Origin of the sequence: Segatella copri, from assembly GCF_051861805.1 — a bacterium.
Taxonomy (GTDB): domain Bacteria; phylum Bacteroidota; class Bacteroidia; order Bacteroidales; family Bacteroidaceae; genus Prevotella; species Prevotella copri_M.
In genome coordinates this window covers 196,222-213,452 of the sequence record NZ_CP146520.1, presented here as the reverse complement: position 1 = coordinate 213,452, position 17,231 = coordinate 196,222, and the positions used below count along the sequence as shown (strand labels likewise).

Here is a 17,231-nt window from a genome sequence, read left to right as displayed (position 1 = left end):
TAGACACTCTTTGTTTATCTGATTTTATTTCTTTTATCTTATCTGATTACCTGCTTCTTTCCCTGGTGAATGTAGATGCCAGCCTGTGATGGCTTCTTCATCATCTTCATACCGCTCAGGGTGTACCAGGATGGGTCGTTCAGGGCGTTGTTGTCGATGATAGGATGGCTGATGCCGGTGGATGGCATGTCGGCTGTAACATCCTTAATCTTATACTTCGCACCATCCTTCTCGTTCTGAATCTCCAGATAGGTATCCTTATTTATATTTGCAAAATCTACGGTTTGTGGAGAACCTGTACCTGTGCTGAATACGAAGGAAACCATGTAGCTCTTGCTCTTGATCTTGTAAGTCTGATAGAACCACTTCTTTCCCTCAATCTCCTTGCTCTGGGTAACCTTGTCGCCAGGCCATTTACCCGAAGCGGTCAGGTTCTCGTCAGGACTGTCGCACCATGCCCAGAAGTTGAAACCGCTGGTCCAGCCCACCTGGTCGGCATTGGCATAAACGGTAATATCGTATGGCTCGAAGGCTGCAGGCTTTTCTATCTTGTAAGTACGGGTCAGCACGCCGCTCACAACGCCATCTATCAGCAAGCCTACTTTCAAGGTTGTCTCGCCGAAAGGAATCTCCAGTTCTTCGCCGCTTTTTGCCTTCTTGCTGCTGGCAGTAGGTTCGGTGCCGTCGGTGGTGTAAACCAGCTGCGCATTATCCTCGTTGCTTACTGCCACGAGCTTTGCCTTCATCACGCCTTCGTAATCTCCAGAAGCCAAATCAACCCATGCCACGTTTGCCTTCTTAGGCATGAAGTAGCGGTAGTGGTAGCCGTTTAGAAGTTCGGCGTATGAATTAGGCGCAGCAAACTGGTTGGCGTTAGGCCCCACGATGGCGATGAGCGAAGCCTTCGTGCCTACGGTCATGATGCCGTTATAGCCATTGCCTTTGTAGGCATTGAAGGTAGTGTTGCTGGTGTTGGTGATGCCAGCCAGCTGACGTGCGTTGATCATCGCCTTGATATCCTGCTTGCAGTCAATCCAGTGCTTGTAGAATACGCATGGGGTTCCGCACGAAGCCAGAATGTAGGCATTGGCTGCCAGGGTATCCTTGCGGATAGGGTCCTGCTGTTCGTCGGCTGAGCGATATTCCGTATCGTGATTCTCCACGAAGGTAACGGCATACTGCTTGTAAGCTGGGTCGTTAGCCAAGCCATCGGTCTTTACGGTCGACCAGTTGGCTTTGATGGCATCGCGCACCACGTAGCGGATAGGGAAGTCGAAGGCAGCACTTGTGATGTTGCCATTCACCTTGGTGGCGTTGAGCCAGTTCTTGACTACAGATACATTTCCATCCCAATATTCTCCTACGGAATAAGTAGGTTTGGTAGCATCATTGTAGATGCCCGTGTATTTGCCGCTGTATCCCTTCACCATGTCGTAACGGAATCCAGCGTAGCCGAAATCATTGAGGAGCATGTCAAGATAAGCCTTTACGATGGTCTGCACGTTCTGGCTGCTGTGGTCAAGGTCGCGCATGCCGCCCCAGTCTTCGCCGGTATCGTAAATGCTGCTGAGCTTATAGCCGTTTTCGTCAGCCCATTTCTTGGTTTTGCCTCCGTCATCGTTGGCGCAGATGTCGGTGGATTTCATCTCGTAAGTTACGCCCTTGTAGGTTTCCACAGGGAAATCCACCCAGTTGGATACATTTTTGCGATGGTTGATAACCACGTCGGCGATGGTTCCGATGCCGTTGGATTTAAAAGTTTGGATGAGGCTGCGGAGTTCCTTTTCGTTTCCGAAAGAGCTGTTGTAGTTGGTAAACCAGTAGAAGTCGTCGTAACCCATTGATTTATCTCCGCCACAGTTGGCGCTCTGCGGAATCCATACGAGGTTGAAATACTGGCTCAGTTCTGGAGCCTGCGCTTCGAGGTTGGTCCATTTTGAGTCGAAATAGGAATCCCAGTAGAATCCCTGGAGCATCACGCCGCTATGGTTGGCTGGCCAACCCTGTGCGAACATATTTACGCTTGCCAATACGGCAGCAAGAGTAGTGAATATCTTCTTCATAATTCAAGAGTTAGTTGTTTCATTTATTTTGTTCATGGGGTAGTAGTTTAGCCATTCGTTCGGCTTACCTTTGCCCGTTGCAAAGTTACGATTAAATCCAATAGGTATGCGTAAATAAGCAGTAAATCAATCAAATGATTTGCGCAATCGTTTGCATTTTTGCTTTCATTGTCTGCGCATCAGATGCAGCTTTAGGAGATAATTTTTATTAAAAAACTAGAAAACATTTGGCTATCTCGTTTTTTATTGCGTAATTTGCGTTGCGTAAAAAGCGCAATGGCTGTAAGTGTAACCTACGATGCATAACGAGCGTAATATTACGCTATGTAAATAATATTCCGGTAAAAGACAATCAGGAAGAAACTCCCATAGAATGGGGAAAGTAGAGATTGAATATTTTCCCTTAAGGATATTTATTCTTTTCCTTAAGGGAAAATATTTTTTTCCTTAAGGGAAATAAAATCTTTCCTTAAGAGATATTTTCACCGTATTTAACTTGTAAAGTTATTTACTGAACTTTCGCAAGTGGCATTCTGCCGTCCCCGAAGGGGGCGAATGTGAATAACCGCGGGTGGAATGACCGAAGGGAATGGAACCTGCGGATAGCAGACATACTCTCTCTATCGTCCCCAAAGGGGGCGAACAGAAGCAAGACTGGATGTGGTTCGCCCCCTTTGGGGACCGGAGGTTACTTACGAAACTTGAATTATGAGCCCACTTGAAAAAGTCATTTTATCGAAAGCATTCTACTGATTATCAATAAGTTACAAAGATAAAAATATGATTCGGTACTTTTTAAAATGGGTTCAATTATGTTATAAAGGCATACAGTCGTACAACTAAAAGGCATACAGTCGTACAACTAAAAGATATATAGTCGTACGACTAAGAGGTATATAGTCGTACGACTAAGAGGTGTATGGTCGTACAACTAAGCAGGTTGTAGTTGTACGATTAGAAGGTGATGCCACTAGGCTCGGCAGATCTGCTGACTGCAGTCAGCAGACTTGCTGACTAGGCTCAGCACGTCTGCTGAGCCTAGTGGCAACATTCAAGAAGCTATATACTAGCACCCCGGAAGTTATATACTCAAACCCCGGAAGTTATATACTCAAACCTCAAAAGTTATATATTCAAGTTTCGCAAATAGGCTCTACACGCTCTGAAAGGGCAGAAACTCCTAGCTCAGGGCATCGCCCTGGGTATACTAGCAATCGACAAGGCACCCTGTAAGGGCAAAAGCTTTGTATATTGCCTGGTGACTTTTCCTCGTAACTTCCAAGGTTTTTGGGAAAAAATACTTGAAAGGGATGAGGATAAAAAAAAAATAGGCGGCTCTCGGATTGGAGGAGAGTCGCCTATTCTATGAGTTTTTCACCAAATCAGTAAAGTTCGACCAACTTTCAACTTTGAATCCTCTTAGATCTCTGACGGATTTCTTAAACCACTCTATTTTAGAAAGCTCCATAACAGTTTTTACAAGTGCAGTCAAATCATCATTCATCGTCATGTATGTACTGCCTTGCACCCACTCGAAACCATTCTTCTTTAGAAGCTCTTTTATTTCGTAGTAAGCCTTGTTGTAAGGTTCGCCATAGTATTTTTGTAAATCAGAAATAACCATATCAAATGCTAGTGCGTACATACTGCCTCCTTTGCTGGCTCAAATAAGTCCTTATATCCAAAGAATATGTTTCCATCTGCGGTTTTTGCGGAGATGACAATTCCTACGAAAGGATTGTTCTCAACTTCAATCACTTCGCCCTGTGTCCAGTCTTTGGCATGTGTCAAGTCTGGAGATATTAATACTTTGTCGCCTGTTCTCATAATCATAAAAATATAAATGTTGTACTTATTCGGTGCAAAGATACGACTTTTCCTCGTAACTTCCAAGGTTTTAGGGAAAAAATACTTGAAAAGGGGGAGGAGAAAAAGAAAATAGGCGGCTCCCGAAATGGGAGAGCCGCCTATTGATTATGCTATTTTTATTATGATGAAACAGATGCTTATTCTACTGTGCAGTAGATATTGTCATTTGTCTTTCTTGTTGGATACAACTTGACTGTGTTGCCTGCTACTGTAATGTTGTCACCACCTGCTGTCAGGTTGTTGAGACTTCCACCGAGGTTGACATCCCAACCACCATTTACGCGGAACTTCCAACCAACTGCTGTAACACCAACATTAGTTGCCTCGAAGCAATACTCTTCAGCATTCCATGTCATTGGTGCGTCGACTTTCCAACCATTGAAATCTCCGATGATGCCCATGGTCTCCACCTTTGTGGCCTTGATTGTGCCTTCTGAAAGATTAACATCCATGTAGTAAACACCTTCGCCTGCATTTACGCCGAGATTGCCATTGTTGACGCCGATAGCAGCTCCACCAAAGCTTACAAATGTACCTGCACCGATAGCATTGTCCCAACTACCTGCTTTACGCTGGAACTTGAACTCAAAGCCAGCAGCGTTAGGATCGGCCAAATAAACATAACCAGTGTATACGCCCTTTGCATCGTCTACGAGAGCAAGCTTCTGGTCAGAAGATTTCCAACCATCAGTACTACCGATGAAGTAGATGAATGGATCGTAGTTAACCTCCTCTAAGGTATAAGAGTAGTCCATCATGTTGATGGTGAGCTTATACTTACCAGCCTTGGCAATCTTACCAGCCTTAGCGTCACCGTTGGTCAGCGCACCAGTCATGCTGGCGTCACCGTCAACCTTAGGACCTACTACGCCGGCAGCCCAGATGTTACCGCCATCAACGTTCTTTTTTGGAATAATCTTCCAATACTGATCAGCCTTGGTTGTCTCGAATGTGATGGTGAAGACCGGATCCTCATATACATCCTTGTCGCTGTGGTTGAATGCCTTTGCGGCTTCTTTAGTCCAACCATTCTGATCTGCGGTTGCGAACATATCGCCTACGAGGTAATAGCCTTCTTCTATAACTGGAGCCTCAGGAATGGCCTTTACCTGGAATGTTTCAGATGTAGCCATCTTGATAGCTGTAGCTCCATTGCTTACCCATGCGTCGAGAGTAGCATCGATATCACGCTCTTTAGGGCGCTTGCCAAACTTATCTACAATATAATTTACCAAGTCTGCTTTTGCCATGTTACCTTCTGCGTCAATATCGAAAGCTTGACCACCAATATTGATCTTGTAGGTTGGAGTGTAAGCAGCATCGGAAGAAGTAGGAGCAACAATGCTCGCTACTTTTACCTTCTCTGTTGCTACTTCAGCCAAGTTGATGACATCAACTGGAGTAACGCTACCGTTTCCGAATGCCACAGCTTCCTCCTGAGGATTTGTCTGTGGGTTACCCCAATCTGTGTAGTCCTCGGTGCAAGACACCATAGACATCAGCAGGGTCATTCCCAATAATATTTTCTTAATCATAATTGTCTATACTTTAAGTGATTTACAATTTAACGATGCTGAATGCACCTGTGATATCGTTGAATGAGATGACATACTTGCCTTCTGCCAAACCGAGGTTAGAGTTGCCACCTGTTCCACATTTACCGTACATGTTGATAGCGCCATCTGTTGCGCCATATCCCCAGCTGGTATCCCAAGAACCGGCAATCTTGAACTTGAACTGTGCTGTGTCACCAGCAGGAACATCCATTACATAGTACCAAGCGTGGTTCTCAACGCCCTCAGTGTTGTAAGGAAGCATTGGAGTGTCAGCCCAATCATTGAATGAACCACTAATCTGGATAGTACCATAGTTGGTTACATTACCCTCGTACTTCACCATCTTGGCAGTGTTGTCAGCTGTGTTGATAGTAATGGTATAGTAACCGGCTTCCGGAGCCACGATGTGACCACCGTCGCCACCACCGTTACGGTTGACGATTGTACCCTTTGTAGCGCCATCGGCGTTCATACTGTAATCCCAGTTGAAGCTTGAAGGCATAATCTTGAAGCCGGCTCCGTCGCACTCGGCCTTGTCGTTGTAATCGCCAGTAAGGAAGTAGTTGGTGTATTCAATCTCACCAGCACCAGTCTTCTTGTCGTAAGAGAAGTTTGGCTTAAGGAACATAGGAAGTGCATCTTCTCCAATGCTCTTGTTGCCAGCCCACTTAGCGCCGAACATGTTACCTACAAGATACCACATTGTTGGAACAGCATCCTTCAATTCAATGTAGTAAGGCTTTACGTTAAGCTTTACTGAGTTTGAAGCGATAGGATTCAGACGGCTTGTGCCCTCAAGGATGAAAGCGTTAACACGAACGTACATCTCCTGATCGGCAGGAACATTACCTTCAGTCCATTTAAGTATCTTTACCAATGCCTTGTCCATTTCTTCTGCAGAGGCAGAAATATTACATTTCTGTGTGGTGTTGCTAAGAACAGCGTAGTCTGGCACCTTTTCGCCACTCTCGTCTGCAGCAGCTTCATCAGTAGAAACTGTGAAGCTGTTGGTTGGAGATACTTGCACCTCGTAAGTTGCGTTGATAGGGGCATTGTCTGCTGTGTACTTAGGCTGTGACCATGTAAGGCCAAGTCCTGTGGAATGCTCCAAATCAATAGTCGCATTGGCATATGCAGGAGTGTTCAACGCAAACTCCGTAGGCTGAATCAGCGTAGGGTTAGAGTCGTTGTCATCCGAACATGATGCGAATAAGCTGATGATGCCGACAAGCAGAGCACCAATTATATATTTATTCTTCATATTGCGTTTTCTTTAATAATTCTTTTATACTTTAGTTTTGAACCTCGTTGTATCCATCAATCTGTGTCAAGTTCTTGTTAGAAAGAACCTCTGAAGATGGGAGAGGATATACATTATAGGTCTTGGCGAAGGTTGTACCATTAGTACTACCACCCTTAAGTTCCCAATTGTATGTAGCCTGACTGCCACCAAACTGGTTGAAACGGATCAAATCGGTACGGCGGAGACCTTCGCAATACAACTCACGGGCACGCTCATCGAGCACGTCGTTGAGAGTGTAAGAGGCACGTACGGCTGCGTGGGCACGGTTGCGAAGAGCATCGATATACTTCTTTGCCTTAGCCGAGCTTTCACCATTGAGGTGCATCTCAGCTTCAGCTGCATTGAGGTAAGCCTCAGCTACACGGAAGAGGAAGAAGTCTATATCTACGTTATAGCTGTCGTGAGGAGTACCACCATTAGAATAGTTGTTATTCCATTTTGGTGTTGCAATACCCTTGACGAACTTATCGTTAGCACCAATCTCCAAAGTACGATCGCCGTCACTGTTGCCTTTACCCCAAAGGATAGCACGGTCATCAACGTTCATAGCACGGATTTCGGAAGCTGACTTGTTTACAACAACTTTTGGATCGGTAAAGAACTTCTCTACGAATTGTGGACGAACACGCATACCTGACCATGTGTTGGCAGTAGTGGCAGCATCCTTATCTGTAACAGTCTGCATCGTAGCATCCCAAAGAGCTGCAACAAAGAACATCGAGCCACCCCATCCCTGAGTCTTGTCACCATCTTGCATCAAAGGAAGAAGAGCCTCGCAGCTTGCACCATTTGAACCATTGTCGCCCATGAAGAGCAGGTCGTATGGCTTGTAGCCATTAGCCTTAGCCTCATTAGACATCTTGCTGTCATCGAAGAGCTTATAGTCTGAATTGATAACCTTCTCGGCATAATCGAGTGCCTCATTCCAGTAAGGATTGTTCTGGCCATCGTTGTTAAGGTATGTACCTGCATTGAGGTACAGACGGCTTAAGAGCAGCCAGCATGTGCCTTTATCAATACGGCCATAGTCTGGGTCGCTGTCAGTCTCAGGCTTTGCCTCCAACAGGTCTGGCTCTGCAGCGAGCAATTCGTCCTTTACCCAGTTGAACAGGAACTCACGGCCCAACTGAAGAAGCTCTGCACGAGTGTAAGACTTGCCTTCCTCAAACTTTGAATTGTAAGAGTGTGCCTGACGTGGTGTTTCTGGCGAAATCTTGTCAATGAATGTCGGGTCTCCAAAGAAGTCGAGCATCAAGAAATAGCTATAGGCACGAAGTACACGTACCTCTGCATACTTAGTTTTATCCTCTTTGGCTGCGTCGAGGCTCAAGAAATGATTCTCGTAAGAGATGTTCGACATCAGACGATAGTAGAGGTTCTTCAGAGTGGCATTACCAGCTTCGAACTTATTTTTTGTTACATCCTCGATACCGCCATCTGACCACCAGCAGACAGCTTCGTCGGTAGGTACCTCGTTGAAGTTGAACAGGTTGCGTAGAAGGGTTGACTTACCAGCGTCGTCGATAGTGAAATCGGCATTACCGTCATTACCCTCCATGATAAGACCAGCATAGCACTTGCTGTACAAGCCTGTGATGTTAGGATCAGGGTCAACAGTTGGGTCAATGTTTCCCTTGTTCAAATCATCCATACAAGAGCACAAACTTGCAGAAAGCAGAAGAGCTGCAGCAGGGACGATTGTTTTGAATTTATTGAGTTTCATATTAAATCTATTTTAAATTGTTAGAAGTTGAGGTTCAGACCGAGCAGGAATGTGCGGCAACGAGGATAGATGTTGTCATCCTTACCTGATGTTACTTCAGGGTCAATACCTTTATACTTTGTGATAGTAAACACGTTAGAGCATGAGGCGTAGATACGACCTGAGATACCCTTGTAGTTACCCATCTTCAATACTTTATCAAAATTATAGCCCAAAGTGATGTTATCGCATTTCAGGAAGCTACCATTCTGAACGAAGTAGTCAGTAAGAGGATAGTTGTATGAAGTCCAGCCCAAATTTACAATATCCTTTGTGCTGTTTTTGTAATATCCCTTAGCACTACAAATTTCTTTCGTATTTATTGCACCCTCAGCGTATCCATTGTAGAGATAGTTTCCGAGGCTTGCACGGAAGTTACTTCCGAGGTCCCAGTTCTTGTATGCAATCTTGAAGCTGAAACCACCAGTCCAAGGAGCTACAATGTTCTTATAGAAGTATTTATCGTTCTCGTCAATAGAACCATCACCATTGCGGTCTACATAGCAACCCATGATAGGACGTCCGTTCTGATCGTATACCTGTTGGTAAACCAAGAACGAATTGGCTGGCTTTCCTACTTTATGATAGGTGATTGCCTGATCCTGACCAACCTTCATTCCTGCCTCCATCAAATCACGACCGCCTGCAAGTTCGGTAATCTCGTTCTTGTTGTAAGCAGCGTTGACGCTCAATTCTACAAACCAGTCCTTGGTCTGGATAGGACGACCTGTGATAGCTACCTCAAAACCCTTGTTTTCCAATGTACCTGCATTCATCAAGAGAGCATTGTCAAAGTTCTGACCTGCAGCGATGGTTGTTGTGCTGAGCAAGTCGGTTGTCTTGCGGATATAACCATCAAGGTTGATGGTGAGTCTCTGGTCGAACATACCATAGTCGAGACCTACGTTCCATGTAGTAGTCGTCTCCCAAGTCAATTCGTCATTGTATGCCAATGGACGGTAGAGTATTCCTGGGTTGTTGTCAATACCACCGATTGGATAGAGGAAGTGATTACTTGTACTCTTCTTATAGGTAGCGGTGTAGTACTCTTTACCTGTATCCTGCTGACCGGTCTTACCCCAACCAAGTCGGAGTTTCAAGTCGCTGATAGCATCAACATCTTTCAGGAATTTTTCGTCTTTGATACGCCATGCGAAGGCTGCTGATGGGAAGAAACCCCAACGGTGTCCGTCTGCAAAGCGGCTTGAACCATCATAACGGGCAGTAAATGTAAGGAGGTAACGATCCAACAGAGAATAGTTGGCACGTCCATACCAGCTGACGAGATAGGTCTGGCCTTTCCAGTAGCTTGCATCGTAAGACTTCACGGTTCCTGCAAGAGGTTCGCCCTTGTCGTTCATACCTTTGTTGGTAGAAGGATACATAGACTTGCTCCACTGGTCTCCCCAATATTTCATGTGGCTATACTCATAACCAGCCATGATGTCGAAGTGATTAGCCTTGTTGAAGTCCTTGGTGTACTGAGCATAGGCAGTAGCTACAACGTTATACTTCTTCTCCTTATTTTCGCTGTTGCCACCATAGTAGAATCCGTATGTAGATTGTGGATTGTTGGTGTTGTACTCTCCACCAGTGCTATATTCTCCAGCTATGTTGGCGTGAAGATGAAGGTCTTCGAAACCATGTATCTTATAGTCTGCCTCTACATTACCCAAGAGAATATGCGCACTCTTGTAGAAATCGTAGTTTTCAACTTTTTCTACAGGGTTTGTTGGAGCATCTTCGTTGCGGTTATATGGGAATGTAGGGTCGTATGAAGTAGTAGGTAATGCCCACTGCCAATAGCCTCCCCAATTCTTAAATGTCTCATCACTGCTCTTAACAGGACGAGTAGGATCCATAGAGACAGCTGCGCCGACTGCATCCTGTCCACCTGGATTTGTTTTTGAGTAAGAATACTTACCGTTGACATTAATGTTAAGGTGCTTGTCGAACAATGATGGATTGATGTTGAAACCGGCAGTAACACGCTTATAGTCAGAACCCTTCAAGATACCTTCCTGACCAGTGTAGCCTACGCTGACACGATATGGCATAGACCAAGACTGCTTGCTGATGCCACCTGTTAAACTTACATTATGCTCATGGCTGACAGCTGCACGGTATATTTCATCCTGCCAGTCGGTATCGTATGTGCCGGCAGAATAATCTGGAGTTCCATCTTCGTTGAACTTCTTCCAGCCTAAACCTTTGTAGGCAGAAGAATCTTCACCATAATAGTTCTTGATGAAGTCTGTATATTCAGAAGCATTCATCACATCCATCTTCTTGGCAACAGTACTTACCGAAAGTGTACCATTGTAAGAAATCTGTGGCTTCTGGCCGCTGCGACCCTTCTTGGTTGTAATGATGATGACACCATTAGAACCACGGGAACCATAGATGGCTGTAGCTGAAGCATCCTTCAATACGGTGAAGCTCTCGATATCGTTAGGATTGACAAGAGAAAGAGGGTTGTTAACACCCTTTGTATTATTGTTATCCATAGGCATACCATCGATAACAATCAATGGGTTGTTGCTCGCAGTAAGAGAAGCTCCACCACGGATACGAATCTGTGCACCATCACCAGGAGCACCTGTTGATGAGTTGACATTTACACCGGCAATCTTACCTTGGATCATATCCTGTGCAGAAGTAATGATACCATGGTTCTTCTCGTCTGGCTTGATAGCTGTAACGGAACCTGTCAAGTCGTTTTTCTTAGCTACACCATAACCGATGACAACGACCTCGTTCAAAGACTTAGAGTCATCTGCCAAGGTAATGTTCATGTTGTTAGCTGCTTTCACAGTCTGTGGAGTCATTCCCAGATAGGTGAAAGTAAGATTAGCACCTGGAGCTGCGTCAACAGAGAAGTTACCATCCATGTCGGTAATACCTACTGCCTTACCGTTCACTGTAATGGTAGCACCCATGATAGGCTCACCGGAAGCATCCTTCACGTGTCCCTTAATCGCAGCTGTCTGCGCAAAGGAACTTGCTGTCAGAAGCAGACCACCTGCGAGGGTCAATGCTCTGAGAGGCAATTTAAATTTTACCTGCTTCATCATTTTGCTTGATTTTTAAGTTTATGTTTATAATTATATTTAAATTCGTAGTTGAATATCATTGTTAGTCTCTGGCCTTGTTTTATAAAAAAATAGGTCGAGGTTTTGCGTTGCTTATTCTTTCTGGGTGCAAATTTACTGTGTTTTTCGATACAATGCACTATTTTTTAGTTAATTCCGTTATTTCTTATGCGCAAACGTTTGCACTTGATTTGCTTGATATTAATCAAGGAAAAAGGTACAAGATAACGGATATTTGTCTAATTTTGCAGCGTAACTTAGAAACAACATGAACGAAAATAACAATATAACAATGAAGGATATTGCTCGCGACCTGGGGGTAAGCATCGCCACGGTGAGCCGAGCATTGAAGGACAGTCCGAGAATCAGTGCTGCCCAGAAGGAGCGTATTCAAGCATACGCACGTGAACATAACTTCTATCCGAACGTCATCGGCGAGGCACTTCGCCACAGCAGGGTGCAGCCGATGAAGGTAATCGGAGTTATCATTCCCGAGATGGTTCACTATTATTTTATGTCTATCCTCTCGGGAATAGAGGAGGAGGCGAGAGCCAGGGGATATCGTGTGATGGTGGCGCAGAGCAAGGAGCGATACGACCGAGAGGTGGCTATCTGTGAAGACTTCTATAAGAATAAGGTGTGTGGCATCATCGTTTCGCAGGCGAAGGATACCAAGCAGTATGACCATTTCGAGAAGTTGATGGACAATGGTGTGCCGCTCGTCTTCATCGACCGAATCTGTACGGGGGTGAACTGCTCCAGAGTGGTGGTGGATGACTATATGGGTGCCTTCACCGCCGTGACCCATCTCATTGATACGGGCTGTAAGAAGATAGCCTTCTATGGTTCGCCAATGAATTTGGAGATTTCCAAAAACAGATACAACGGTTATCATGATGCCATCGTGAAGCATGGACTGACAGAGAACCCGGACTGGGTGAGAATCTGCGACAACCGTGCGCAGGCTGAGGCTATCACGCCTGAAATTCTGGAGCAGGATGAAGTGCCGGATGCTTTCTTCGCCATCAACGACGATACCGCCATCGGCATCCTCTATACCGCCAAGCGCATGGGATACGCTGTGCCTGATGACATCAGTATCTGCGGTTTTACCAATGGCGACCGTGCCAAGGCGAGCGACCCGATGCTTACCACCGTGGAACAGCGAGGCGTAGCAGTGGGCGAGGAAGCGGCAAATATCCTCATCGGACAGGTGGAGGGATCCATCCAGAAGGATGATGTGGAGAAAAGAGTGGTGAGAACCCGACTCGTGGTAAGAGGAACTACGAGATAAGCTTGAACTTTGAACACCGAACTTTGAAATTTAAAATAACAACAATATGACACAAAAACCTGATTTGAGTTTCTGGAAGCTCTGGAATCTGAGCTTCGGTTTCTTCGGGGTACAGATTGCCTACGCCCTTCAGAGCGCCAACATCTCCCGAATCTTTGCAACGTTGGGTGCTGACCCACACAACTTGAGTTATTTCTGGATTCTCCCTCCATTGATGGGAATCCTGGTACAGCCTATCGTAGGTACGCTGAGTGATAAAACCTGGTGCCGATTCGGTCGCCGCATCCCTTATCTCTTCGTGGGTGCCACGATTGCCGTCCTCGTGATGTGCCTGCTGCCGAATGCCGGTTCGCTGGGCCTTACCGTGAGCGGAGCTATGCTCTTCGGCTTGATTGCCCTGATGTTTCTGGATACGAGCATCAACATGGCGATGCAGCCTTTCAAGATGCTGGTGGGCGATATGGTGAACGAGAAGCAGAAGGCAAAGGCATACTCTATCCAGAGTTTCCTCTGCAATGCCGGTTCTGTGGCTGGTTACATCTTCCCATTCCTCTTTACCTTCCTGGGTATCAAGAATGTGGCAGAACAAGGCGTGGTGCCTGATTCCGTTATCTGGTCGTTCTATGTGGGTGCTGCCATTCTGATTCTCTGTGTTATCTACACCACGATGAAGGTGAAGGAGTGGAATCCGCAGCAGTATGCGGAATATAATGGTGTAGCTGGCGATGTGGAAAAGGAAGAAGAGGGTAAGGCCGATTGGATTACGCTCTTGAAGAATGCGCCTTCTACCTTCTGGAAGGTGGGACTGGTACAGTTCTTCTGCTGGGCTGGCTTCCTCTATCTCTGGAACTATTCTACCGGTGCCATCGCCGAAACCGTTTGGAATACCACCGATCCTAAGTCGGCTGAATTCCAGGAAGCAGGCAACTGGGTGGGCATCCTCTTTGCCGTACAGGCTGTGGGCAGCGTGCTTTGGGCTGTGGTGCTTCCTCAGTTCAAGAACACCAAAATGGCTTATAGCGTGAGCTTGCTGATTGGCGGCGTGGGCTTCGCTCTTATTCCATTCCTGCACGACCAGTACTTGCAGTTTATCCCATTCCTGATGATTGGTGCGGGTTGGGCAGCCATGCTGGCAATGCCATTCACCTTTGTTACCAACGCCTTGCAGGGCTATGGTCACATGGGTGCTTATCTGGGCCTGTTTAACGGAACCATCTGTATTCCTCAGATTGTGGCAGCCATCTGCGGCGGCACTATCCTGAGCTTGATTGGTTCTCATCAGAGCGACATGATGATAGTGGCTGGTTTGTTGCTCATCGCCGGTGCCTTATCTGTCAGTATCATCAAGGAAAAGAAATAAAGCTTATCAAGAACCATGAATAATGCCAGTCAAGGAAAACAAATGCAAACGTTTGCATTTGTTTTTTCCTCGATTTGTGCAAAAGAACCGTACTTGTTACGGATATTTTTGCTAATTTCGCACCGGAAATAAAAATAATAAATAACTAACCTCTAAATGGAGTCTTATGACAATTCATTTTAACATAGAATACAGAACCTTGTTCGGCGAGCAGCTCGTCTTGAACATTCAGAAGGAGGATGAGGAACTCAAGTTCCCGATGACCACTCTCAATGGCGAGAGATGGTCGTTTGACTGGTGTGTAGAACAGCCAGCAAAGGCTTACACCTATTATTATAGTGTAGAGCGCGATGGCAGGGTGCTCAAGACCGAGTGGCTTCTCGTGAAGCATTGCCTGGAACTGAACGCCACCAAGGCGGATGAGTTCACCCTCTATGACAGTTGGAAGGTGATACCTGAGGATGCTTATCTTTACAGCAGTGCCTTTACCGATTGCATCAATCACCAGGCTCCAGAAGAACTGGCGATGCAGAACTGTGCCAAAACCGTACGTCTCATCGTGCGTGCCCCTCAGCTTCGTGATGGAGAAAGACTCGGACTGGTAGGTGCCGACAACGTGCTGGGTGCATGGAATGCAGAAAAAATGCTGAAGATGACACAGCACACCTATAACGAGTGGGTGGTGGATTTGGATGCTGCTCATCTGCAGACCGCTCACATGGAATTCAAGTTTGTGGCTTACAACGAGAAGAAGGACCTGCTTTTCTGGGAAACAGGCATGAACCGCACCATCGACCTGCCGGAGATGAAGGCAGGCGATGCCATCGCTTATGATCTGGACCAGGCATTCTTCGCCCTCTACAACCGCAAGGTGGCCGGAACATTGGTTCCGGTGTTCTCTCTGCGTAGTGAGAAGAGTGCCGGTGTGGGCGACTTCGGCGACCTGAAGACCATGATCGACCTCGTGGCTTCTACCGGACAGAAACTGCTCCAGCTGTTGCCTATCAACGATACCACCATCACCCACACTTGGACGGACAGTTATCCATACAGCTGCATCAGCGTCTTCGCCATCCATCCGATGTATGCCGATCTGAATGCGTTGCCAGCGTTGAAGGATAAGAAGGCTCGCGAGGAGGCAGAGAAGACCCGCAAGGAACTCAATGCCTTGCATCAGATTGATTATGAGAAGGTGAATGATTACAAGCAGGATTATCTGCAACAGATATTTGCACAGGAAGGTAAAAAGATGATGTCGGGAGCCGATTTCAAGGCTTTCATTCAGGATACACAACAGTGGCTCGTGCCTTACGCACAGTATTCTTACCTGCGCGACAAGAATGGCACTGCCGACTTCACTCAGTGGCCAGACCATAACGTCTGGGATGAGGCTGAGCGCAAGGATTTAACGAACCCGGAAGCCGAGGCATACAAGAACGTGGAGTTCTTCTACTTCGTGCAGTTCATCCTGAACAAGCAGATGCAGGAGGCGCACGAACATGCCAAGGCGAAGGGCGTTATCCTGAAGGGTGATATTCCTATTGGTGTACATCGCCACAGCTGCGATGTTTGGATGGAGCCTAAGTACTTCAATCTGAACGGTCAGGCGGGTGCTCCACCTGATGATTTCTCTGTGAATGGTCAGAACTGGGGATTCCCTACTTACAACTGGGATGAGATGCTGAAGGATGGTTGCCAGTGGTGGACCCGCCGCTTCCAGAACATGTCGAAGTTCTTTGATGCCTATCGCATCGACCATGTGCTCGGCTTCTTCCGCATTTGGGAAATCCCTGTAGATAGCGTTCATGGCCTGCTCGGACAGTTTGCCCCAGCCCTCGGCATGACCCGTGAGGAGATTCAGAGCTACGGCTTGAACTTCCAGGAGGACAGATTCCTCCGTCCGTTCATTACCGACTGGATATTGGACCGTATGTTCCATGAGCGTGCCGACGAAGTGAAGGAGAAGTATCTCGATCGTCTGGATGAGGAACGCTATCAGATGAAGCCTGAGGTAGATACCCAGCGCAAGGTGGAGGCTCTCTTCCAGAATGTAACTGATGAGAAGGATATCTGGTTGCGTGATGGCTTGTATGCCCTGATCAGCGATGTGCTTTTCGTTCGCGACCGCAAGAACCCAGAGCTCTTCCATCCACGTATCTCGGCACAGCTCGACTTCATCTACGAGTCGCTCTATGATGTTGACAAGGCTGCGTTCAATCGTCTTTACAACGACTACTTCTATCGCCGCAACAACCAGTTCTGGTATGGCGAGGCGATGAAGAAGTTGCCTAAGCTGGTTCAGGCTACCCGCATGCTGGTTTGTGCCGAAGACCTGGGTATGGTACCTGATTGTGTGCCATGGGTGATGAACGAATTGAAGATACTGAGTTTGGAACTCCAGAGTATGCCAAAGGATCCAACGGTTAAGTTTGGTCATCTGAGCCGTAACCCATACCGCTCTGTCTGCACCATCTCAAGTCATGATATGCCTACTTTGCGTATGTGGTGGGACGAGAATATCTCCCGTACCCAGGAGTATTACAACACGATGCTCTATCGTGAAGGACCTGCTCCTCATCCGCTCCCAGGTTGGTTGGCAAGAGACATCATCTCCCGCCATCTCACCTCTCCATCCATGCTCTGCGTATTGAGCGTTCAGGATTGGTTGGCCATCGATGAAAAACTCCGTCTGCCAGATGCCGATGCCGAGCGCATCAACATCCCAGCCAATCCAAAGCACTACTGGCGCTATCGCATGCACCTGAGTCTGGAAGAGTTGGCTGCCAGCAAGGAGTTCATGGAGAACATCACCGAACTGATAGTTCAGGGTGGCCGCAACTAAAATGTTGCAATAGCAAATGCAAAATCGTGCAAACGTTTGCACCTTGATATACGGAAAAATACCCTCCCATTTAGCGGAGGGTATTTTTGT

General features: G+C 46.6%; 10 protein-coding genes. 3 read left to right on the top strand and 7 right to left on the bottom strand.

Annotated elements, in window-relative coordinates; translation table 11 throughout:
* Positions 1-38: 38 nt before the first annotated feature.
* The 7 genes from V8Z93_RS00825 to V8Z93_RS00795 all read right to left on the bottom strand — a co-directional run bounded on the left by V8Z93_RS00825 (position 39) and on the right by V8Z93_RS00795 (position 11,627).
* Positions 39-2,063 (bottom strand): alpha-amylase family glycosyl hydrolase, encoded by a 2,025-nt coding sequence (locus V8Z93_RS00825; protein WP_439432091.1) that lies wholly within the window; start codon positions 2,061-2,063, stop codon positions 39-41.
* 1,363 nt (positions 2,064-3,426) lie between these two features.
* Complete coding sequence (locus tag V8Z93_RS00820; protein WP_022120086.1) at positions 3,427-3,708, bottom strand: virulence associated protein D; 282 nt, start codon at positions 3,706-3,708, stop codon at positions 3,427-3,429.
* Positions 3,696-3,890, bottom strand: a complete 195-nt coding sequence (locus tag V8Z93_RS00815) for a transcriptional regulator (RefSeq protein WP_117662311.1) — start codon at positions 3,888-3,890, stop codon at positions 3,696-3,698. Before V8Z93_RS00815 ends, V8Z93_RS00820 begins: the two co-directional genes overlap by 13 nt.
* Before the next feature lie 179 nt (positions 3,891-4,069).
* A complete protein-coding gene (locus V8Z93_RS00810) occupies positions 4,070-5,467 on the bottom strand; it encodes an Outer membrane protein SusF domain-containing protein (RefSeq protein ID WP_439432090.1) in 1,398 nt (465 codons plus the stop codon).
* A 22-nt stretch (positions 5,468-5,489) separates the two neighbouring features.
* A complete protein-coding gene (locus V8Z93_RS00805) occupies positions 5,490-6,749 on the bottom strand; it encodes a SusE domain-containing protein (protein WP_439432089.1) in 1,260 nt (419 codons plus the stop codon).
* 31 nt (positions 6,750-6,780) lie between these two features.
* Positions 6,781-8,514, bottom strand: a complete 1,734-nt coding sequence (locus V8Z93_RS00800) for a RagB/SusD family nutrient uptake outer membrane protein (RefSeq protein WP_439432088.1) — start codon at positions 8,512-8,514, stop codon at positions 6,781-6,783.
* Between the two features lie 20 nt (positions 8,515-8,534).
* On the bottom strand, positions 8,535-11,627 hold the full coding sequence (locus tag V8Z93_RS00795; protein ID WP_439432087.1) for a SusC/RagA family TonB-linked outer membrane protein: 3,093 nt from the start codon (positions 11,625-11,627) through the stop codon (positions 8,535-8,537).
* A 286-nt stretch (positions 11,628-11,913) separates the two neighbouring features.
* On the opposite strand from V8Z93_RS00795, the gene V8Z93_RS00790 reads away from it, so the two are divergent.
* The 3 genes from V8Z93_RS00790 (at position 11,914) to V8Z93_RS00780 (ending at position 17,141) form a co-directional block, all read left to right on the top strand.
* Positions 11,914-12,939 (top strand): LacI family DNA-binding transcriptional regulator, encoded by a 1,026-nt coding sequence (locus V8Z93_RS00790; RefSeq protein ID WP_203041397.1) that lies wholly within the window; start codon positions 11,914-11,916, stop codon positions 12,937-12,939.
* Positions 12,940-12,985: 46 nt separating this feature from the next.
* Positions 12,986-14,299, top strand: a complete 1,314-nt coding sequence (locus tag V8Z93_RS00785; protein ID WP_203041396.1) for an MFS transporter — start codon at positions 12,986-12,988, stop codon at positions 14,297-14,299.
* Between the two features lie 166 nt (positions 14,300-14,465).
* Positions 14,466-17,141: a 4-alpha-glucanotransferase gene (locus V8Z93_RS00780; RefSeq protein ID WP_439432086.1), complete on the top strand. Its 2,676-nt coding sequence runs from the start codon at positions 14,466-14,468 to the stop codon at positions 17,139-17,141.
* The last annotated feature ends 90 nt before the right edge of the window (positions 17,142-17,231 follow it).